Source organism: Streptomyces sp. 4F14, from assembly GCF_048159485.1.
In the GTDB taxonomy this organism is placed as follows: Bacteria; Actinomycetota; Actinomycetes; order Streptomycetales; family Streptomycetaceae; genus Streptomyces.
In genome coordinates this window covers 262,667-285,011 of sequence record NZ_JBLRVY010000012.1, presented here as the reverse complement: position 1 = coordinate 285,011, position 22,345 = coordinate 262,667, and the positions used below count along the sequence as shown (strand labels likewise).

3 protein-coding genes are annotated in these 22,345 nt (G+C 73.6%); all 3 read left to right on the top strand.

Features of this window, described 5'->3' with window-relative positions; all coding sequences use genetic code 11:
• Positions 1 to 136 precede the first annotated feature (136 nt).
• Genes ACLZOT_RS22815 through ACLZOT_RS22805 form a run of 3 tightly spaced genes read left to right on the top strand, consistent with a single transcriptional unit; the run spans position 137 to position 22,327 of the window.
• On the top strand, positions 137 to 382 hold the full coding sequence (locus tag ACLZOT_RS22815) for an acyl carrier protein (RefSeq protein ID WP_416970863.1): 246 nt from the start codon (positions 137 to 139) through the stop codon (positions 380 to 382).
• A 1-nt stretch (position 383) separates the two neighbouring features.
• A complete protein-coding gene (gene asnB / locus ACLZOT_RS22810; protein WP_416970862.1) occupies positions 384 to 2,378 on the top strand; it encodes an asparagine synthase (glutamine-hydrolyzing) in 1,995 nt (664 codons plus the stop codon).
• Positions 2,375 to 22,327 carry an SDR family NAD(P)-dependent oxidoreductase gene (locus tag ACLZOT_RS22805; RefSeq protein WP_416970861.1) on the top strand — a complete coding sequence of 6,651 codons (19,953 nt, stop codon included), beginning with the start codon at positions 2,375 to 2,377 and terminating at the stop codon, positions 22,325 to 22,327. The genes asnB and ACLZOT_RS22805 overlap by 4 nt, the downstream gene beginning before the upstream one ends.
• Positions 22,328 to 22,345: the final 18 nt, after the last annotated feature.

The window sequence follows — 22,345 nt, the reverse complement described above, 5'->3', positions numbered from 1 at the left end:
CGGCTCTACTGGGTCATCGACGGCTCGGCGAACTCTTCGCAGCCGCACACAGAGCGCGATGCGCGCTCCCTCCCCGCGAACCCGGGCCCAGCTCCCCGCCATTCGACCGCCCCCTCGTGCTGCCAAGGAATGAGCAATGACCAGAACCGAAAAAATCGTCCGGTTCATCGAAGAGCAGTTCCTGATCGAATTCGGTGCCGAAGTCACGCCGCAGAGCGACCTCTTCAAGGACGGCGTCATCGACTCCTACGGATACATCCAGCTCATGTCGTTCATCGAGGAGGAATTCTCGCTGGACATCAAGACCGAGGAATTCCTCCTCGACGTGCCGGCCACGCTGGAGGCCCTCGACCGGTTCGTGGCGCAGAAGCAGGGGGCCTGACATGTGCGGGATCGCGGGCTTCGCCTCCCCGGCCGTCCTCCCCGGGACCCGGCCCGCCGTCATCACCGGCATGCTCTCCCGCATCCGCCACCGCGGCCCCGACGAAGCCGGGTACTACCTCGACGACGGCGTCGCGATGGGCACCGTACGGCTCGCGATCGTCGACCTCGCCTCCGGCGCGCAGCCCATGTCCGACTCCACCGAGCGCTACTGGATCTGCTTCAACGGCGAGCTGTACAACCACATCGAGCTACGGGAGGAACTCACCGGACTCGGCCGCCAGTTCCGCACCCGCTCGGACACGGAGGTCGTCCTCCAGGCGTGGATCCAGTGGGGCCGCTCCTGCCTGAGCCGCTTCAACGGGGCCTTCGCCTTCGCCGTCCGCGACGCCCTCACGGACGAACTCCTCATCGCCCGCGACCGGTACGGCAAACGCCCCCTGTTCTACGCCGACCGCCCCGACGGCTTCCTGTTCGCCTCGGAGATGAAGGCGTTCCACGCCCACCCCGGCTTCTCCTTCGAACTCGACCCGCACGAACTGAAGTCCATCTACGGCATCTGGACCCCCCTCCCCGACCGCACCCCGTTCAAGGGCATACGCCAGCTGCCCCCCGGCAGCCTGCTCACCCGGCGCGACGGCCGCACCGAACTGCACACCTACGAGGAACTCGCCGTCGACGCACCCCCGTTCACCGGCACGGCGGCCGACGCCGCCGCCCTGGTCCGCGACACCCTGCGCACCAGCGTCGAGGTACGGCTGCGCAGCGACGTCGAGGTCGGCGTCTACCTGAGCGGCGGCCTCGACTCGTCGATCGTCGCCCGGCTCGCCACCGACCTCTCCTCCCACGAGGTCCGCACGTTCTCCGTGGAGTTCGAGGACCGCGCCCTCGACGAGTCGAGCAGCCAGCACGAGGTGGCCCGCCACCTCGGCACCCGGCACTCGTCCATCGCGATCTCCACGGCGGACGTCGTCGAGAACTTCCCGGCGGCGATCCACCACGCCGAGGTCCCCGTGTTCCGCACGGCGCTGGTCCCGATGTACCTGCTCTCCCGGCATGTACGCGACGCGGGCATCAAGACGATCCTCAGCGGCGAGGGCGCCGACGAGGCGTTCCTCGGCTACTCCCTCTTCCGCGAGACGATGCTGCGCGCCGACTGGCACCGGCTCACCGCCGAGGAGCGCGGAGAACGCATCGCCGTCCTGCACCCCGAACTCGCCCACTTCGGCCCCGAGCACCGGGTCCATGTGAGCGGACTGCTCAGCCAGTTCACCGAGGAACGCCTCGACGGCCTGTTCTCCCACGAACTGCGCTACCAGAACGGCCGGTTCGCGCAGCGCCTGCTCAAGGACCGCGCCGAGCCGTTCGCCGACCTCCTCGCCCTCGTCCGCGACACCCCCGGCTACGCCGCCCTGTCCCCGACGCAGAAGGCGCAGTGGCTGGAGTTCAAGACCCTCCTCGCCGGCTACCTGCTCTCCAGCCAGGGCGAGCGGATGGGCCTCGCGCACGGCGTCGAGAACAGGTGCCCGTTCCTCGACCCGGCCGTCGTCCGCGCCGCCGCGCTCGTCAACCTGCGCTTCGACGACGGCTGGGAGGAGAAGGCCGTCCTCAAGGAGGCGTTCCGCGACGTCCTCCCCGCCGGGCCCCTCACCCGGCGCAAGCAGCCCTACCGCGCGCCTGGCAGCACCGCGTTCCGCGAGCACCGGCCCGACTACCTCGAACTCGTGCTCTCCGAGCACGAGTTGGGCCAGATCGACGGCATCGACCCGGTGTTCGCCAAGCGCCTCGTCGACAAGGTCCTGGCCGCCGAGGGGCCCGAGGTCAGCACCAAGGAGGACCAAGCCTTCATCCACCTGCTCTCGACCGCCGTGCTCAACCGACAGTTCGTGATGGACCGGGGAGAAGACATGCGGATCCCACAGGCCGCCGAGATGAACCTGACGACCGTGATCGACCGACGGCACGGCAGCCCGCTGCTGACCGGGGGGAAGCGATGAGCCCGGACCAGCGGCGGAACGTTTCCGCAGACGCCGCACCCGCCCCCGACGACACCGACGCCGTCGCGATCATCGGCCTCGCCCTGCGCCTGCCCGGCGCCGACACCCTGACCGAGTTCTCCCGCCACCTCACCGAGGGCCGCTCCCTCATCACCGAGGTCGGCCCCGAACGCTGGTCCAAGGAGCGCTGGTTCGGCAGCCCCAAACGAGGCGCCGAGAAGACCAGCAGCGTCTGGGGCGGCTTCGTCGAGCACGCCGACCGCTTCGACGCCGCGTTCTTCAGCATCTCCCCGCGCGAGGCGGAGAGCATGGACCCCCAGCAGCGCTTCGCCCTCGAACTCGCCTGGCACGCCATCGAGGACGCCGGCCTGCGCGCGGGTCAACTCGCCGGCAGCCGCACCGGCGTCTACATGGGCGTCTGCCACGCCGACTACGCCGAGCTGATGGAGCGCGACGGGGCAAAAACCGACGCCTACTTCCCCACCGGCACCGCCTACTCGATCATCTCCAACCGGGTCTCCTACCACTTCGACCTCCAGGGCCCCAGCATCACCAACGACACGGCCTGCTCCAGCTCACTGGTCTCCGTGTACGAGGCCGTCACCGCCCTGCGGAACGGGGACTGCGAACTCGCCCTCGCGGGCGGGGTCAACCTCTGCTGGTCGCCCAAGCACTTCGTCGCCTTCAGCCAGGCCGGCATGCTCTCGCCCACCGGCCGCTGCCGCGCCTTCGACCAGGGCGCCGACGGATACGTACGCGGCGAGGGCGGCGCGGTCCTGCTGCTCAAGCCGCTCGCCCGCGCCGTCGCCGACGGCGACCCCGTGCACGCCGTCATCCGGGGCGCCGCCACCAACCACGGCGGACGCACCAGCTCCCTCACCGTCACCAACCCGGCCGCGCAGTCCGACCTGATCGAGGGCCTCTACACCCGCGCCGGCATCCGCCCCGAGACCGTCTCCTACATCGAGGCCCACGGACCCGGCACGCCCGTCGGCGACCCCATTGAGGTCATCGCCCTCAAACGCGCCTTCCAGTCCCTGCACGACGCCCAGGGCACCGAGCCGGCGCCGGACTCCGTCGGCATCGGCTCCGTCAAGACCAACATCGGGCACCTCGAAGGCGCGGCGGGCGTCGCCGGCATCGCCAAGGTGATCGCCGCGCTCGCGGGCAGGATGCTCCCGGCGACCGTCGGCTTCGAGGAGCAGAGCCGGCTCATCGACCTCGACGGCAGCCCCTTCCGGATCGTCCGCGAGACCCAGCCGTGGGACGCGCCCGCCCCGCGCCGGGCCGGCGTCAGCTCGTTCGGGTTCGGGGGGACCAACGCGCACGTCGTACTGGAGGAGTACGTCCCCGCAGAGCAGCCGGACCAGGACCCCGGCGACGCCGCCGGGCCGTACGTCGTACCGCTCTCCGCACGCGACCCCGAGCGGCTGCGGGAGGTGGCGCGGCGGCTGCGGGCGTTCCTGGAGAGCGACGGGCCGACTCTGCGCGACATCGCCCACACCCTCCAGACCGGCCGCGAGCCGATGGCGGCCCGCGTCGCCTTCGTGGCGGCGGACACCCGTCAACTGCTCGGCCTGCTCGCCGAGTTCGTGGACGGCACGCTGTCCGAGGGCGCCGCGCACGGAGACCCCGACGACGCGGACCTCGCCGCACCCTGGGCCGAGGGCGGCGACGCCGACTGGCCCGGGTACGCCGAGGCACGCCGGGTCCGGCTGCCCACGTACTCCTTCGCCCGCGACCGGCACTGGTTCCGCACCCGGCCGGACGAGGACCGGGGCGCGGCGCACCCCCTCGTCCCCCGCAACACCTCCACGCTCGGCGAACACCGCCACACCTGCGTGTTCACCGGCACCGAGCCCTTCCTCGACGCGCACCGCGTCCACGGCACCCGGGTCCTGCCCGCCGCCGCCCAGCTGGAGCTGGCCCGCGCGGCCGTCGCGCACGCCGTGTCCGGCACGGGCGGGTCCGTCCGGCTGACCGACACGGCCTGGCTGCGCCCGCTGACGGTCGACGGCGACCCGGTCGAGGCCCACGTCGTGGTCACCGGCCGACCCGACGGCACCCTCGCCTACGAACTGCGCACGACGGACGGCGGGAAACCGGTCGTCCACAGCCGGGGCACGGCCTCGGTGGGCGGCGTGGACGACGCGCCCGAGCGCCTGGACCTCACCGCGCTGCGCGCCTCCTGCCCGACCTCCCGCGACCCAGGCGAGGCGTACGCGGCGCTCCACGAGGCCGGCCTCGAATACGGCCCCGCGATGCGCGGCCTCACCGAGATCCGGTTGGGCGAGGGGCAGTTGCTGGTGCGACTCCAGCGCCCCGCCGCCGACCTCGCGGACCCCGCCGTCGCACTGCCGCCGAGTCTCCTGGACGCCGCGCTCCAGGCGTCGGTCCTCCTGCGGGCGGCCCTGACCCCCGAGGCGGGCCGGAGCCTGTCCCTGCCGTTCGCCCTCGACCGGCTCGACGTCCACGCGCCCTGCGCCGACACGATGTGGGCGTGGGTCAGGCACCGGGGCGGCGGGCCGGGGCTCGCCACGTTCGACGTCGACCTGTGCGACGACGCGGGCACGGTCCGGGTACGGCTGCGGGGGCTGGCGCAGCGGACACCGGCCGCCGGGGCGCGAGCGGCGGACTTCGACGGATCGCTCCTCGTCGCCGCCGCCTCCCGCTGGACCCCGGCGCCCGTCACCGCCCCCGCCGACGGCGTCACCGTGCACGGCTTCCTCGCCGGACGGACCGACGCGTACGCCGCCGAGGTCTCCGCCGTCACCGGGGCACCCTTCACCGCCTTGCCCGCGGTCACCCCCGACGCGGTCGCGGACGGTGCCGCGGCCGTGCTCGACCTCGTCGTCGGACGGATCCAGGAGGTACTGCGGGGCAGGCCCAAGGGGGCGCACCGGTTCCTCGTCCTCGTCGACGACCGCGTCCCCCGCCGGTTCCACGCGCCGCTCACCGGACTCCTGCGGACGCTGAACCTGGAGAACCCGTCCGTCTCGGGGCGCGTCGTGCGCGTCGCCGGGTTCGCGAACGCCCCGGCCGAGCGGATCGCGGAACTCGTACGGGCCGAGGCCGGGGACACGGCCGTCCACGACGCCGAGGTCAGGCACGGCGCCGACGGCGTACGCCAGGTGTGGCGGCCGGACGCCGTCCGACTCGGGCTCGACGCACGCGTGCCGGCGCTCAAGGACGGCGGCGTGTACTGGGTGACCGGCGGGCTCGGGGGCATCGGGCGCAGCGTCGCCCGGTACTTCGCGCGGCACTCCGGAGTCACCGTCGTCCTCAGCGGGCGCACCGAGGGCGAGGGGACCCGCGCGGCCGTCGAGGAGCTGCGGGCGGCCGGGGTCGACGCGCACTACGTCGCCGCCGACGTCGGCAGCGCGGCGGACGTCGAACGCGTCGTCCAAGGCATCCTGCGCGAGCACGGCTCACTGGATGGGATCGTCCACGCCGCGGGGACGCTGCGGGACGGGTACCTGCTGACCAAGGAGCCCGGGGACGTGGCCGAGGTGCTGCGGCCCAAGGTGAGCGGCGTCCTGCACATCGACGCCGCCACCCGGGGCGTCCCGCTCGACTTCCTCGTCCTGTTCTCCTCCGTCGCCGGCGTCTACGGCAATCCCGGCCAGGGCGACTACGCGGCGGCCAACGCCTTCCTGGACACCTTCGCGCACGACCGGCAGGCCCTCGTGGACGCCGGTGAGCGCCACGGCCGCACGGTCGCCGTGAGCTGGCCGCTGTGGGCCGAGGGCGGGATGACCGTCGACGACGTGACCCTCGCCTCGATGCGGCGCCGGCGCGGCTGGGAACCGCTGCCCACGGAGGCCGGGCTGCGCGTGCTGGGCGCGGCTCTGCGGGACACGCCGGAGCACATCGTCGTCGCGTACGGCGCCGAGGCGTCCCTCGCGGCGGCGGAACCCCACGCCGGACCGGCCGTTCCGGCTGCTTCGGCCGCCACTCTGACCGAGGCCGACCTCGCCGCCCGGACGACGGACCTGCTGAAGGACGTCCTCGGCGAGGTCCTGCACCACGACCCGGCGAACCTGAAACCGCACGTCGGCCTCATCGAGTACGGCATCGACTCGATCGGCGTGCTGGAGGCGACGGAACGCCTCGGCGACATCGTCGGCCCGCTGCCCAAGACGCTGTTCTTCGAGTACGTCGACATCGCGGGCGTCACCGGCTACCTGATCGAGGAACACCGGCCGGCGCTGGAGGCCCGCTTCGGGCAGGACGCGCAGGACGCGCAGGACACGCAGGACACCGGGGGAGAGGCGGCACAGCCCGAGCCCCCCGCTCCCGCCCTCGTCGTCCGTGAACCCGTCCCCACTCCTGTCCCCGACGACTACCACGACATAGCGATCGTCGGCGTCTCCGGCCGCTACCCCGGCGCCGACACCCTCGACGAGCTGTGGACCGTCCTCGAAGAGGGCCGCCACCTCTTCCAGGAGGTGCCCCGCGAGCGCTGGGACCACGGCGCGATCCACAGCCCCGAACGCAGCGTCCCCGGCAAGAGCGCGATCAGGACCGGCACGTTCCTGAGGGAGATCGACACCTTCGACCCCCGCTACTTCCGTATCTCGAAGCGGGACGCGGAACGCATGTCGCCGGAGGTGCGGCTCTTCCTCCAGGTCGGCGTCGAGGCACTGGAGGACGCCGGCTACTCGCGCGAGACGCTCCAGCGCCGCTACGACGGCGACGTCGGCGTGCTCGTCGGCACGATGAGCAACCACTACAACCTGTACGGCTTCCAGAACAGCCTGACCAGGGGCGCCCCGGCGACCGGCAGTTACACGGCGACGATCCCCAACACCCTGTCGTACTTCTACGGCTTCACCGGACCGTCGATCTTCCTGGACACCATGTGCTCGGGCTCCTCGACCTGCGTCCACCAGGCCGTCCAGATGCTCCGGGCCCGCGAGTGCAAGATGGTCGTCGCCGGCGGCGTCAACCTCCTCCTGCACCCCTACAACCTGATCACCTCCTCGCACGAGCACTTCACCACCGCCACCTCCGACGTCATCCGCAGCTTCGGGCACGGCGCGGACGGCACGATCCTCGGCGAGGGCGTCGGCGCGGTGGTGCTGAAGCCACTGGTGGAGGCGGAGCGCGACGGCGACCAGGTGTACGCCGTCATCAAGGGCACCGCGCTGTCCAACGCGGGGGTGCGCAACGGGTTCACCGTCCCCAACCCCCGCATGCAGGCCCGCGCGATCGAGAAGGCCCTCGACGACTCCGGCGTCGACCCCCGCACGATCACCTACGTCGAGGGCCACGGCTCCGGCACCTCCCTCGGCGACCCGATCGAGGTCCGGGCCCTGACCTCGGCGTTCGGCAAGTACACGCCGGACAAGCAGTTCTGCGCGCTCGGCTCGGTCAAGTCCAACATGGGCCACCTGCTGCACGCGGCCGGGATGATCGGCTTCGCGAAGGTGCTGCTCCAGCTCAGGAAGCGCACCCTCGTGCCGTCCCTGCACAGCGAGGAACTCAACCCGGACATCGCCTTCGAGGACACGCCGTTCCACGTCCAGCGCGAACTGGCCGCGTGGAAACCGGCGGTGACGACCGAGAACGGGGTCACGACCGTCCACCCCCGGCGCGCGGGCATCACGTCCATCGGCGCGGGCGGCATGAACTCGCACATCGTCGTCGAGGAGTACGTCGCCCCGGCCCGCCCCGGCGCCGAACGGCCGCGCGGCGCCGACCTGTTCGTGTTCTCCGCGATGACCGAGGCCGCGCTGGAGACCTCGCTGACCCGGTTCCGCGACTACCTCGCGGCGGCCGACGAAGCCGACCTGCCGTCCATCGCCCACACCCTGCGCGTCGGCAAGAACGAACTGCCGCGCCGCTGGGCCTTCCTCGCGAAGGACCGCACCGAAGCCGTCGCGTCCGTCGACCGTTACCTGGCCGGCGGCCGCGACCAGGACGCCGCCCTGACCGGCGCCGACCCGGCCGTACGCACCCTCGCCCTCGACTGGGCGGGCGGCGCCGGCGTCGACTGGGCGCCCCTCACGGGCGAGCGTCCACCCCGGCGGATCTCGCTGCCGGCGTACCCGTTCGAGCGGGTGCGCTGCTGGACGGAGCCCGAACCGGGCGCACCGAGCGTCCTTACGCCGCTCGCGGTACGGGAGAAGACGCACCCGTTCCTCGGGGCCAACCGGTCCGACGTCGACGGGCTGCGGTACGTCCTCGACGTCCACCTCGACGACCTCGCCGACTACGGGTACGTCCGCGACAAGGTGCGCGCGATCGTCCCGACGTTCGCCGCCGACCTGGCGCTGGCCGTGGGCAGGGCCACCGGGTTCGCGGCGAGTCCCCGGGTGAGCGGGCTGCGGCTGTACGGGCCGGTCGACTGGGAGGAGACGGCACGGCTGGTGACCACCCTCACGCCGGACGGCCGGGAAGCGGGCGTCGGGGTCGTGGTGCGGGAGGACCGGGACGGGGGGCGGAGTGTCGTCGCCGAGTTCGTGGTGCGGCCCGGGGACGGGCGGCCCGCTCCGGTGGACGGAGCCCACGGGGACGCCGTACGCGTCCTCGACCGGGACGGGGTGCTGGCCGAACTCGCCGAGGGGGGTGTCGTGCCCGAGGCCGTGCGGTTCGGGGTGTCCGGGGCGTCCTGGCTGGCGGACGGGCGGCTCGTCCTCGCCGTCGGAGTGCCCCAGGTGCGCCAGGACCACGTCCTGCGCAACGTACGGATCGCGCCGCACGTCCTCGCGGCCGTCGCCCACGGCGTGCGGCTCGCCGCCAAGCGGGACGGGGCCGCCGACTGGGCCCGGCAGGTTCCGCGCGGGTTCGAGGACGTGCGCGTCTTCGACGACACGCGCGGCGCCGACGAGGTCGTGCACATCGTCCTCGACCCCACGGCCGGGCGGGTCCGGCTGACCGACGCGGACGGGGCGGTGCTCGCCGAACTCACCGGGATGCGGCGGGGAGAGGCCGAGGCCGGACCCTCGTACACGGAGGCCGAGCGGCGGGAGGCGCCGGTGCGGACGGAGCCTGCTCCGGTTCCGGTTCCGGTTCCGGTCGGTGCCGACGACTCCCTCGTCGCCTTCGCCGTCGACCGGCTGCGGCTGCTCGCCGCGGACCTCCTCAAGTTCGACGCCGGGGAGCTGGACGAGCACACCGGGTTCGACGCGTTCGGGTTCGACTCCATGTCACTGGTCGCGTTCAGCAAGCAGATCAAGGAGGAGCTGGGGGCCGAGCTGACACCGGCCGTGTTCTTCGACGTGAACACCCTGGCGACGCTGGGGAAGCATGTCGTCGAGGAGCATGGGGAGGCGGTACGGGCGGTACGGGGCCCGGCCGGGGGAGAGGCTGCTCCGGCCGCCGGGCCGGGCCCTGCGCAGGACGAGCCGGTCGCGGCAACTCCGGTCCAGGAGAGGCCAGTTGAGGCAACTCCGCTCCAAGACAGGCTCGTTGAGACAACTCCCGTCCAGGCCAGGCCCGTTGAGGTCCCGGCCGCGACTGCCGGCCCCGGTCGGCCCGTGCCCATCGCCGTCATCGGTGTCGCCGGACGTTTCCCCGGCTCGCCCGACCTCGACGCCTACTGGCGCAACCTCGCCGGCAACCGCGACTGCGTCACCGAGTTCCCCGTCCACCGCTACGACGCCGCGTACGCGAAGGTCGTCGAGGAGGCCGAGTTCCCGAAGCACGCGGGGGTCGTGGACGACGTCGACGCGTTCGACGCGGAGTTCTTCCAGATCTACCCGCGCGAGGCCGAGCTGATGGACCCGCAGCACCGGCTCGCCCTCCAGACGGTGTGGAACGCCGTCGAGGACAGCGGGTACGCGCCCGGCGCCCTCCCGCGTGACACCGGGCTCTACCTCGGGGTCTCCGGCACGGACTACGCGACGCTGCTGACGACGTACGGGGTCGAGCCGGACGCGTTCACCTCCACCGGCAACGCGCACTCCATCCTCGTCAACCGGATCTCGTACGTCCTCGACATCCGGGGCCCGAGCGAGCCCGTCGACACCGCCTGCTCCAGCTCGCTGGTCGCCGTGCACCGGGCGATGGAGGCGATCCGCTCCGGCGCGTGCGAACTCGCCATCGCGGGCGGCGTCAACCTGCTGCTCAGCGTCGACACGTTCGTCAGCGCGCACCGCGCCGGCATGCTCAGCCCGACCGGCCGGTGCCGCACCTTCGCCCGGGACGCGGACGGATACGTACGCGGCGAGGGCGTCGGCGCCCTCGTCCTCAAGCCGCTCGACGCCGCCGAGCGCGACGGCGACGCCATCCTCGGTGTCCTCGTCGGCAGCGCGGAGAACCACGGCGGACGTGCCAACTCCCTCACCGCGCCCAACGCGGACGCCCAGGCCGACCTGGTCGCCACCGCGATGCGCGGCATCGACCCGCACACCGTCGGCTACGTCGAGACCCACGGCACCGGCACGGAACTCGGCGACCCCGTCGAGGTCCGCGCCCTGCGCACCGCCTACCGCAGGCTGGGCGCCGGGGAGGACGCCGACATCGCGCTGGGCTCGGTGAAGACCAACATCGGCCACCTGGAGGCCGCCGCGGGCGTGGCGAGCCTGCTGAAGGTGCTGCTCGCCATGAAACACGACACCCTCCCCGCCTCACTGCACTCCGGCGACCTCAACCCCTACCTCGAACTCGACAAGGGGCCCTTCCGCGTCGTCCGCGAGAACGAGCCCTGGCCGCGCGGCCGTTCGCCCCGGCGGGCGGGCGTCAGCAGCTTCGGGTTCGGCGGCGTGAACTGCCATGTGGTGGTGGAGGAGTACGTGCCCGGCGCGGCGCCCGCCGACGAGGTCGGCCCGGTCGCCGTCCCGCTGTCGGCCCGCACCCCCGAACGGCTGCGCCAGGTCGCCCGCGACCTGCTGGCCCACCTGGAGCGCACCGACGTCCCGCTGTCCTCCCTCGCCTGGACCCTCCAGACCGGGCGAGAGGCGCTGCGTGAACGGGTCGGCTGGGTGGTCGGCTCGCACAGTGAACTCGCCGCCGAACTCAGGGCGTTCACCGAGGACGGCCCGCACACCGGGCTCCGGGGCATGGTCACCCGTCGGTCCGGCGGCACCCCGGTGACGGACGGCGGCCCCGCCCGCCTGCTGGAGCACTGGATCGCCGGGGACACGGTCAACTGGCGTGCGCTGTACGGGAGTTCGACACCCAGGCGGGCCCATCTGCCGGGCTACCCGTTCGCCCGGGAGCGGTACTGGATCCCGGGATCGGCCGCGCCTGACGCCAGGCCCGCCACTGGGACCGGCACCAGCACCGCCACCGGGACCGCGCTGCTCGTGCCGCGCTGGGAGCCGAAGGCCGTAACAAGGTCCGGCTCCGGCGAGGTGCCGTCCCGGCGGGTCGTGATCCTGTGCGGGGAACTCGCCGCGAGCGCCCGGGAGTTCATCGAACCCGGGGTGCCGTGCGTCACCATCGCCAGCGACCGGCGGCGGCTCGACAGCCGGTTCGGGGACGTCTCGCGGCAGGTCTTCCAGGCCGTACGGGACGTCGTCGCCGAGGCGACGCCCGGCCGTACGCTCGTACAGGTCGTGGCCCCCGTGTCCGGTGACGACACCGTCCACCTCGCCCTCTCCGGGCTGCTGCGCACCGCCGCCGCCGAGGACCCCTCGCTCGCCGCGCAACTCATCTGCCTCGACGGGCCGTTCGACGGAGCGGCCGTCGCCGCCCACGTCGCTTCGAACGCCACCGCCGAGGACGACGTCGTGCTCCACCGGGGCGATGTCCGCTCCGTGCTCGCCTGGCGGGACGTCACCGCACCGCAGGGCGAACAGCGGGCCCTGCCCTGGCGGGACGGCGGCGTCTACCTGATCACCGGGGGCGCCGGAGGTGTCGGTGCCGTCGTCGCCCGTGCCATCGCGCGGGACGTCGAACGGCCGACCCTCGTGCTCACCGGCCGCTCACCGCGCGACGCGCGCATCGACGCGCTCCTCGACGAACTGCGGGACGCCGGCGCCGTCGCCCGGTACGCGCGGGCCGACGTCTCCCGGTGGGAGGAGGTGCGGCATCTCGTCGACGAGACCGGGGAGTTGAACGGCATCGTCCACTGCGCCGGGATCGTCCGGGACGCGGCGCTCGTCAACAAGACGGACGAGGAGTGGGAGGACGTCCTCGGGCCGAAGGCCGACGCGGTCGTCCACCTCGACCGGGCCGTGGGCGACGCCCCGCTCGACTTCCTGCTGCTGTGCTCCTCCGGCTCCGCGATCACCGGCAACCCCGGCCAGGCGGACTACGCCACCGCCAACGCCTTCCTGGACGCCTTCGCCGGGCTGCGCAACGCGCGCGTCGCCGCCGGGGAGCGGTCCGGGCGGACCCTGTCGCTCGGCTGGCCGCTGTGGCGGGACGCCGGGATGCGGGTCGACGACGCCGTACGCGCCCGGCTCTGGACGAGCAGGGGGCTGGCGCCGATGGAGTCCGCCGCCGGGGTCGAGGCGCTGGTGGCGGCGTGGGGGCTGCGGGAGGAAGGGCAGGTCTGGATCCATCACGGGGACCTGAGCAGGATCCCGGACAGCGGCTCGCACCGAGCCGCTCCGGCCGTCTCCGCCCCTGTCCCCGTCCCTGTTCCTGTTCCCGACCGTGCCGTCGACGACACCCTCCGTCGGCTCGTCGAGATCTTCGCGCAGGTCACCAGGGCCGCAGCCGTGGACGCCGATGCCCCCCTGCACGACCTGGGGCTGGACTCGATCATGATCGTGCAGCTCAACAGGGAACTGGCGCTGACGTACGGCGAGGTCTCGAAGACGGTGTTCTACGAGTTCCCGACGCTGCGGGCACTGGCGCAGCACCTGGCGCCGGAGCCCGTGCCGCTCGTGCATCAGCCCGCGCCGGAAGCCACCGTCCGGACGCACACCCCCGCCACCCCCACCGCCCGCGAGCCCATCGCCGTCATCGGCATGACCGGCCGCTACCCCGGCGCCCCGGACCTCACCCGGTTCTGGGACAACCTCAAGGCCGGCCGGGACGCCGTCCGTGAGGTCCCCGCCGACCGCTGGCCCCTGGACGGCTTCTACGAGCCCGACCGCGCCACCGCCATCGCGAACGGCCGCAGCTACAGCAAGTGGGGCGGTTTCCTGGACGACTTCGCCGGGTTCGACCCGCTGTTCTTCCGTATCGCCCCCCGCGACGCCTACGCGATGGACCCGCAGGAACGCCTGTTCCTCCAGGCGGCCTGGGAGGTCCTGGAGGACGCCGGCTACACCCCGGAGGAACTCGGCGCCCGGCACCACCACCGGGTCGGCGTCTTCGCCGGCGTCACCAAGTCGGGCCACGCCCGCTACGGCACGCGGCGGCTGCCGTCCGGGGAGACGGTCGTCCCGGCGCTGTCGTTCGCCTCGCTCAGCGCGCGCACCTCGCACGTGCTCGACCTGCGGGGCCCGAGCATGACCATCGACACGATGTGCTCGGCGTCGCTCACCGCGATCCACGAGGCGTGCGAGCACCTGTACCAGGGCTCGTGCGAGGCGGCCATCGCGGGCGGCGTCAACCTGTACCTGCACCCGCTGGACTACGTGGAGCTGTGCCGCTCCACCATGCTCTCGGCCGGCCCGGGGCTGCGCAGCTTCGGCAAGGGCGGCGACGGCTTCGTCCCCGGCGAGGGCGTGGGCGCGGTGCTGCTCAAGCCCCTCTCGCGGGCCGAGGCCGACGGCGACCAGGTGCTCGCGGTGATCCGGGGCACGAGCGTCAACCACGGCGGCCGCACCCACGGTTACACCGTGCCCAACCCGGTCGCCCAGGCCGAGCTGATCCGCGACGCGCTGGACCGCGCCCAGGTGAACGCCCGCGACATCGGGTACGTCGAGGCGCACGGCACCGGCACGGAACTCGGCGACCCCATCGAGGTGACCGGACTGACCCTCGCCTTCCGGCAGGACACGGACGAGCGGCGGTTCTGCGCGCTCGGCTCCGTCAAGTCGTCCATCGGGCACCTCGAAGCGGCGGCCGGCGTCGCCGGGCTGACCAAGGCCGTGCTGCAACTGCGGCACCGGCAGTTCGTGCCCAGCCTGCACGCCGACGAACTCAACCCCCACCTCGACCTCGACAACAGCCCGTTCCACGTCCAACGCGAACTCGCCGACTGGCCCGGCGACCGGCCGAGGCTGGCCTCGGTCTCGTCGTTCGGTGCGGGCGGCTCGAACGCACACGTCATCTTGGAGGAACACGTGTCCCAGTCCGCCTCCGGCCGGGCGCCGGACCAGACAGGAGCGGAACAACTCGTCGTCCTGTCCGCCCGTACGCCCGCACAACTGCGCGCCCAGGCCGAGCGCCTGGCCGACCACCTCGCCGGTCCCGGCGCGGGGGCCGACCTCGCGGATCTCGCCTTCACCCTCCAGACGGGCCGCGTGGCCCGGGACGAACGCCTCGCCGTGGTCACGACCTCGGTACCGGCCCTGCTCGCCGCCCTGCGGGCCCACCTCGCGGGCGAGCCCGCCGCCCCCGGCGTCTTCCAAGGCACCGCCGGCCACCCGAGCGGCACGGTCACGGAACTCACCGAGGACGACGACCTCCGCGACCTCCTCGTCACGCGCTGGACCGAGACCCGCAAGCTCACGAAACTCGCCGCGCTCTGGACCGAGGGCGTCCCCCTGAACTGGCCCGCCCTCCACGCCACCACCCCGCGCCGCCTCTCCCTGCCGACCTATCCCTTCGCCCAGGACCGTTACTGGGCAGGCGACTTGGAGGCGGTGGCGGACGGCGCGGGCGCGGGCACGGGGTGGACAGCCCCGGCAGCCGCCGGCACGGGCACCGCGTACGAGGCGCCGGGGGCGGGCGCTGTCTCCGCCGTTCCTGAGGCCGACGGCGTGAGCGCCGGGTACAGGGCTCCCGGGGCCGGTGCCGCCTTCGCCGGGCACGCCGCTCCCGGGACCGGCGCAGCGCCCGCCGCCCACGCCGCTTCCGGCACCGCCGAGTCCGCGCCCCCGCTCGACGACCGCGTCCGCGACACCGTGCACGCCAAGCTCGCCCTCGCGCTCGCCATGGACGCGCGGGAGATCGACGGGCGGCGGGCCTTCGCCGAGTACGGGCTCGACTCCATCCTCGGCGTGCGCTTCGTGCACGAGCTCAACGAGACGCTGGGCCTCGACCTGACGACGAGCGTCATCTACGACCACAGCTCGGCCGACCGCCTGATCACCCACCTCCTGACCGACCACAGGGCGGCCGTCACCTTCGCGGCGACACCGGCCCCGGCGAGCGGCGGACCCGCCGTCACACCTGAGCCCGCCCCCGCGCTCCCGTCCCCGGCGCCCGCCTTCCCGGCAGGTGGCATTCCCGCCCCCACACCCGTCCCCGCCCCCACTGCCCCGGCCCCCGCCGACCCCCGGCCCCCCATCGCCATCGTCGGTATGAGCGGCCGTTTCGCCGGGTCGGACTCCCTCGACGAACTCTGGCAGCACCTCGCGCAGGGCCACGACCTCACCCGCGAGGCCGACCGGTGGCCGCTGCCCGCGCAGGACGCCGCGGGCGACCCCCGCTGCAACCGGGGCGGATTCCTGGACCGCATCGACGAGTTCGACCCGCTGTTCTTCAACATCTCGGGCGTCGAGGCCGCGGTGATGGACCCCCAGCAGCGACTGCTCCTGGAGGAGTCCTGGAAGGCCCTGGAGGACGCGGGATACGCCGGCAGCGCGATCAACGAGCGGGACTGCGGCGTGTACGTGGGCTGCTGGGAGGGCGACTACCGGGGCCTCGTCGGCGAGGACGCGCCGGCGCAGGCGTTCTGGGGGAACCTGGGCTCGATCGTGCCCGGCAGGATCGCGTACTTCCTGGACCTGAAGGGCCCGGCCATCGCGGTCGACACGTCCTGCTCGAGCTCCCTCGTCGCGCTGGACCTCGCCTGCAAGGACCTGTGGTCCGGCGAGACGGACATGGCACTCGCGGGCGGCGTGTACGTGCAGTCCACCCCGCGCCTGTTCGACCTGGCCGGCCGCGCGGGCATGCTGTCCCCGACGGGCGGCTGCCGCGCCTTCGACCACCGCGCGGACGGCTTCGTCCCCGGCGAGGGCGTCGGCGTCCTCGTCCTCAAGCGCCTCGACGAGGCCCTCGCGGACGGCGACCACGTCCACGGCGTGATCCGCGCGTCCGGCACGAACCACGACGGCGCCACGAACGGCATCACCGCGCCCAGCTCGGTCTCGCAGGAGCGCCTGCTGAGCGAGGTGTACGACCGGTTCGGCGTGGACGTCGGGACGATCCAGCTCGTCGAGGCGCACGGCACCGGCACGAAACTGGGCGACCCGATCGAGTTCCAGGCGCTGACCCGAGCCTTCCGCAAGGGCACCGACAAGTCCGGCTACTGCGCGCTGGGTTCGGTCAAGACGAACCTCGGGCACACGCAGTACGCGGCGGGCGTCGCCGGCATCTTCCGGGTGCTGCTCGCGATGCGGCACGGACAGATCCCGGCCTCCCTGCACTTCGAGCGCGCCAACGAGGCCGTACGCCTCGACGGCAGCCCCTTCTACGTCAACACCCGCACCGAGCCCTGGCCCGCCCCCGCGCACGGCCCGCGCCGGGGTGTCGTCAGCTCCTTCGGCGCGAGCGGCACGAACGCCCACGTCGTCCTGGAGGAACCCCCGGCCCGCCCCGCCGGGCCCGCCGCCGCACCGGCCCACCTGGTCGTCCTGTCGGCGCGCTCGCGGGAGCAACTGGCCGAGCAGGTCGCCCGCCTGGCCGCGCACTGCCGCCGGGAGCCGGCGCTCGACACCGGGGACGTCGCCTGGACCCTCGCGGTGGGCCGCGCCCACTTCACGCACCGGTACGCCTGCGTCGTCCGCGACCGAGAGGACCTGCTCCGGGTCCTGGAGCAGGGGCTCGGCGGACCGCGCGCCGTGACGGGCGAGGCGAGGCCGTCCGCGACGCCGGGCACGGTGCCGGCGGACCTGAACGCGCTCGCCGAACTCTACGTCCAGGGCGCCGAGTCGGACGTCGCGCGCATCTTCCCCGGCGGCCTGCGCAGGGTCCCCCTGCCGACGTACCCGTTCGCCCGCGAGAGCCACTGGGCGACGGGCACACCGCCGCTCGCGGCGACGCCCTCACCGAAGCCCGCCCCCGCCCACCCCTTCCTCACCGACCTCACCCCCGACCCCGCCGCCCCGGGCACCCTCCAGGGCACCGTCCGCCTCACCGGCGAGGAACGCCTCCTGCACGACCACCTGGTGCGCGGCGGCCGGGTCCTCCCCGGCGTCGTCCACCTGGAACTCGCCCGCGAGGCCGCCGTCCGAGTCTTGGGGACGGATCCGGCGGCCGGGCTGAGGATGCGGGACGTCACCTGGGTGCGCCCGCTGGCCGTGGACGGCCCGACGGACGCGCGGGTCACGGTCCGGCCCGACGCCGGGGGAGTCACCGTCACGATCGGCGCCCCGGGCGAGCCCCCGTACAGCGAGGCCCGGGTCCAGCCGTCCGCCGCCCCGGCCCCCGCCCCCCTCGACCTGCCCGCCCTGCGCGCCGCCTGCCCCACCCGCGTGCCCGGCACCCGGATCACCCAGTCCCTGGTCGCGGCCGGCATCACCCACGGCCCGGCGCTGCGGGCGATCGACGAGGCGTACGTCGGCGAGGGCACGGTCGTCGCCCGGCTGACCGCGCCCGCCGGGCACCCGTACGTCCTGCACCCGGCGCTGACGGACTCGGCGATCCAGGCGTCCGCCGCGCTCGCGCTCGACGGCGACGCGGACGACGTCAGGGTGCCGTTCGCCCTGGAGGCGCTGGAACTGTTCGGCCCCTGCGAGGAGGTGATGTGGTCGGTGGTCCGCGTGGTGGACCCCGGCCGGCTCGACATCGACCTCGTCGACGAGACGGGCGCGGTCCGCGTCCGGCTGACCGGCTACACCTCGCGCGCCGTCCCCGACTCCGCGCCCGCGCTGTTCGGCCCGGCCTGGGAGCCGGTCGCGGCCGAGGAGTGGGGGCCCGCGTCCGGCCAGGAGCGGGTGCTCGTCGTCGGCGCCTCGCACGAGCGGTTCGCCGACGTCGTCCGCAACTTCCCGCAGGCCCGCGCCTGGCGGCTCGCGCCCGGCGCGACGGTCGAGGAGACCGCCGCCGAGCTGACCGCCCTGGGCGGCATCGACCACCTCCTGTGGCTCGCCCCCGACACCGCACCGCACGTGACGGACGCCGCCGGCTTCACCGCCGCGCAGGAGGACGGCGTCATCGCCGCGTTCCGCATGGTCAAGGCGCTGCTCAGCACCGGCGCCGACGCCCGCCCGCTCGGCGTCACCCTCGTCACACAGAGCGCCCTCGCCACGTACCCGGGCGAGGCGACCCGGCCCGCGCACGCCGCCCTGCACGGCCTGTTCGGCTCCCTGGAGAACGAGTACGGGCACTGGAGCGTCCGCCGTGTCGACCTCGACCACCTCGACGACATGGACGGACTCTCCGGCCTGCCCACCCGCACCCCCGGCGGCACCTGGGCCCGGCGCGCGGGCCAGTGGCTGCGCCGCCGCCTCGTCCCGACCGCCTCGGCCCACCTGGAGACCGTGCCCTACCGCGAGGGCGGCGTGTACGTCGTCATCGGCGGCGCGGGCGGACTCGGCGAGGCGTGGACACGGCACGTCACCGAGCGGCACGGCGCCCGCGTGACCTGGCTCGGCCGCAGGCACCGGGACGCCGGCATCGAGGCACGGCTGCACGCGGCGCGCGGGCGCGGCGAGGTCCGCTACCTCGCCGCCGACGCCACCGACCCGGCCGCGCTGCGCGCCGCGTACGAGGACGTCAAGGGCCGGTACGGGCGCGTCGACGGTGTCGTCCACTCGGCGCTCGTGCTGCGCGACCGGGGGCTGGCGGGCATGGCCGAGGCCGACTTCCGGGCCGCGCTCGCGGCGAAGGTCGACACCAGCGTGGCGATGGCCCGGGTCTTCGCCGCCGAACCCCTCGACTTCGTCCTCTTCTTCTCCTCGCTCCAGTCCTTCGTGACGGCCGCCGGCCAGTCCAACTACGCGGCCGGCTGCGCCTTCGCCGACGCGTACGCGAACCTGCTGGGCCGCGAACTCGCCTGCCCCGTCCGGGTCATGAACTGGGGCTGGTGGGGATCCGTCGGCAGCGTCGCCTCCGCCTTCCACGAGCAGAGCATGGCCCGCTGGGGCCTCAAGTCCATCGAGCCGCCGGAGGGCATGGCCGCCCTCGGCACACTCCTGTCCGGCCCCCAGCCGCAGCTGGGCTACGTCAAGCTGACCGACCCGCGGGCCATCGAACCGATCGACCCCTCGCTGCGGACGACGGTCTACGCGCGGGCGTCCGTCGGCGTCCCGCCGGAGGCGGTCGCCGCGCACACGGGGCAGGCCGACGAGGAACTGCTGCGGAGCGTCGCCGCGTGGCGACGCGACGAACGCGACCCGCTGCTCGGGCAGTTGATCCGGGCGCATCTGGAGGCGCTGGGGGTGGTGCGGGCCGGGGAGCTGGTGCCGGGTGGCGTCGGCGGGTTTGCGCGGGGCGGTGTCGGTGAGTTCGTGCAGGGCGGCGGCGATGGGTTTGCGCCGGGCGGAGTTGGTGGGTCCGCGCAGGGTGGTGGTGAGCTTGCGTCCGCCGATCTCGCGGCTCTGCGCGCACGCGGTGGCATCCACGAGCGGTACTCCGCCTGGCTCGCCCACTCCCTGCGGGTCATGCCGGCGTCGGCGCCGCCGCTCGACGTCCTTCAGGCACGGTGGGAGCGGGAGTGCGCGCGCTGGTCCGCCGACCCCGACAAGGCCGCCGAACTCGCCCTCGTCGACGCGACGTTGGCGTCCCTGCCCGCGATCCTCACGGGGCGTGTCCCCGCGACCGACGTCATGTTCCCGCGCGGTTCCGTCGAACTCGTCGAGGGCTGCTACCGGAACAACAGGGTCGCCGACACGTTCAACCGGACGATGTCCGCGGCGGCCTCCGGCATCGTCGCCGGCCTGCTGCGCCAGGACCCCGGCGCCCGGATCCGCATCCTGGAGATCGGCGCCGGTACGGGCGGCACGAGCGTGGGCATGTTCGCCGCGCTGCGCCCCTACGCGTCGAGCATCGAGACGTACACGTACACCGACCTCTCCAAGGCGTTCCTCAACCGGGCGCAGGCCGACTACACCCCCGACGCCCCCTACCTGGACTGCCGCCGCTTCAATGTCGAACAGCCCCTTGCCGACCAGGGCATCGAGGCGGGCTCCTACGACCTGGTCATCGCGGCGAACGTCCTGCACGCGACGCGCGACATGCGCAACACGCTGCGCAACGCCAAGGCCGCACTCCGCGACCGAGGCTGGCTCCTCCTCAACGAACTCACCGCCTTCGACGTCTTCAGCCACCTCACCTTCGGCCTCCTGGAAGGCTGGTGGCTGTCGGAAGACGTCCCCCTCCGCGTCCCCGGCTCCCCGGCACTGGCCCCTCAGTCATGGCGAGACGTCCTACGCGGCGAGGGCTTCACCTCGGTGGTGTCACTGCTGCCGTCGGCCCAGGCCCTGGGCCAGCAGATCATCGCCGCCGAGGGGGACGGGATCGGCAGGCAGAGGGCGACGGGGCCCACGAGCAAGACTGCTGCCGGTGCTGCCGGGGCAGCGGGCATGGTCTCGGGAGGAGTACAGCGGACGACACCGGCTCCCGCGCCCCTGGCCCCTGCCGCCCGCCCAGTGACCACCCCAGCTCCGGCCACCCCCTTCCCGGCCGTCTCGGCCCAGACCGCCCCGACCCCGGCCACTCCGTTCCCGGCCACTTCGGCTCCGGCCGCTCCGGCCACCCCGTTCCCGGCCGTATCGGCTCCGTTCGTTCCGAGCCCGGTGGTTCCGGTCGTGCCCGCCCCGGCTCCGGCGCCCCTGCCCCCGGTGGCCGCGGCCTCGGTCGTAAGTGCCCCGTCGTACCCCGCCCCGGCCCCCGTCGCATCGTCCGCCGGGTCCGGCTCTACCCCCGTCGCGGTCCTGTCCGCCTATCTCACCGGCAAGGCCGCGGAAACCCTCCGGGTTCCCGCGGAGAAGATCGATGCCGGGACCTCGTTCATCGAGTACGGGATGGACTCGATCCTTGTTCTCCAGTTCACCAATGAACTGCGCCAGGATCTGGGCGAGTTGTCGTCGACCGTGCTGTTCGAGGAGGACTCGGTCGGCAGGCTCGCCGCGTACCTGGTGGCGAACCGTGCCGAAGAGGTGCGCGCGCTGGTGGCGGGGCTGCACCCGGAGCTGGTGCGGGACGAGGGTGCCGTGGACGTGGCGCAGCCGGTGCTGGGAACGCTGTTCCACGCGGCCGTCCGCTCGGCGCCACCGGCTCAGGGTGCCGCGCTGCTGAAGAGCGCCGCACGGCTGCGCCCCGCCTTCGAGACGGGCGCGGACACGCCCGACCCGGAGACGCTGTACCTGGCCGAGGGCGAGGACGAGGTGGGCCTGGTCTGCCTGCCGTCGCTGATCGCCCCCACGGGCGCGCACCAGTACCTGCGGCTGGCCATGGCCCTGCGCGGCCGGCGCTCGGTGTGGGCGACCGGCATGCCGGGATACGGCACCGGTGACCCCCTCCCGCAGACCCTGGACGCGGCGATCGACCGCCAGGTCACGGCGTTGCGGGGCCGCTTCGCCGGCCGGCGTCTCGCGCTGGTGGCGTACTCGTCGGGCGGCTGGCCGGCCCACGAGATCGCGCGGCGGCTGGAGGCCGACGGCACACCGCCCGCCGCACTGGTCCTGCTGGACTCCCCGGCGAGGCCGGGCGACGCCCTGGCCGACGGCATGATCACGATCACCCGCTGGCTCGCCGACCGCTACCCCCAGCTCCCCGCCGACGACGAACAGCTCACGGCGATGGCGCGGTACGCGGAACTCTTCGAGGGCTGGGAGCCCCGCCCGGTGTCGACGCCGACGCTGTTCGTGGCGCCGTCCTCGACGGAGGCCCTGTCGGAGGTCCTGGGCGACCCGTCCCGTCAACTGTGGCGCCCGGACTGGCCGTTGGACCACACCCGCCTGGAGGTCCCCGGCAACCACTTCACCCTGCTGGAGGAACACGCCGGGACCACCGCGCACACCGTCCACGAGTGGCTGACGCGCCTGGGCTGACGCCGTACGGGCGCCGAC

Coding starts and splice junctions, on each gene's coding strand:
- ACLZOT_RS22815 (WP_416970863.1), top strand. CDS start 137: ATGACCAGAACCGAAAAAATCGTCCGGTTCATCGAAGAGCAGTTCCTG.
- ACLZOT_RS22805 (WP_416970861.1), top strand. CDS start 2,375: ATGAGCCCGGACCAGCGGCGGAACGTTTCCGCAGACGCCGCACCCGCC.
- asnB (WP_416970862.1), top strand. CDS start 384: ATGTGCGGGATCGCGGGCTTCGCCTCCCCGGCCGTCCTCCCCGGGACC.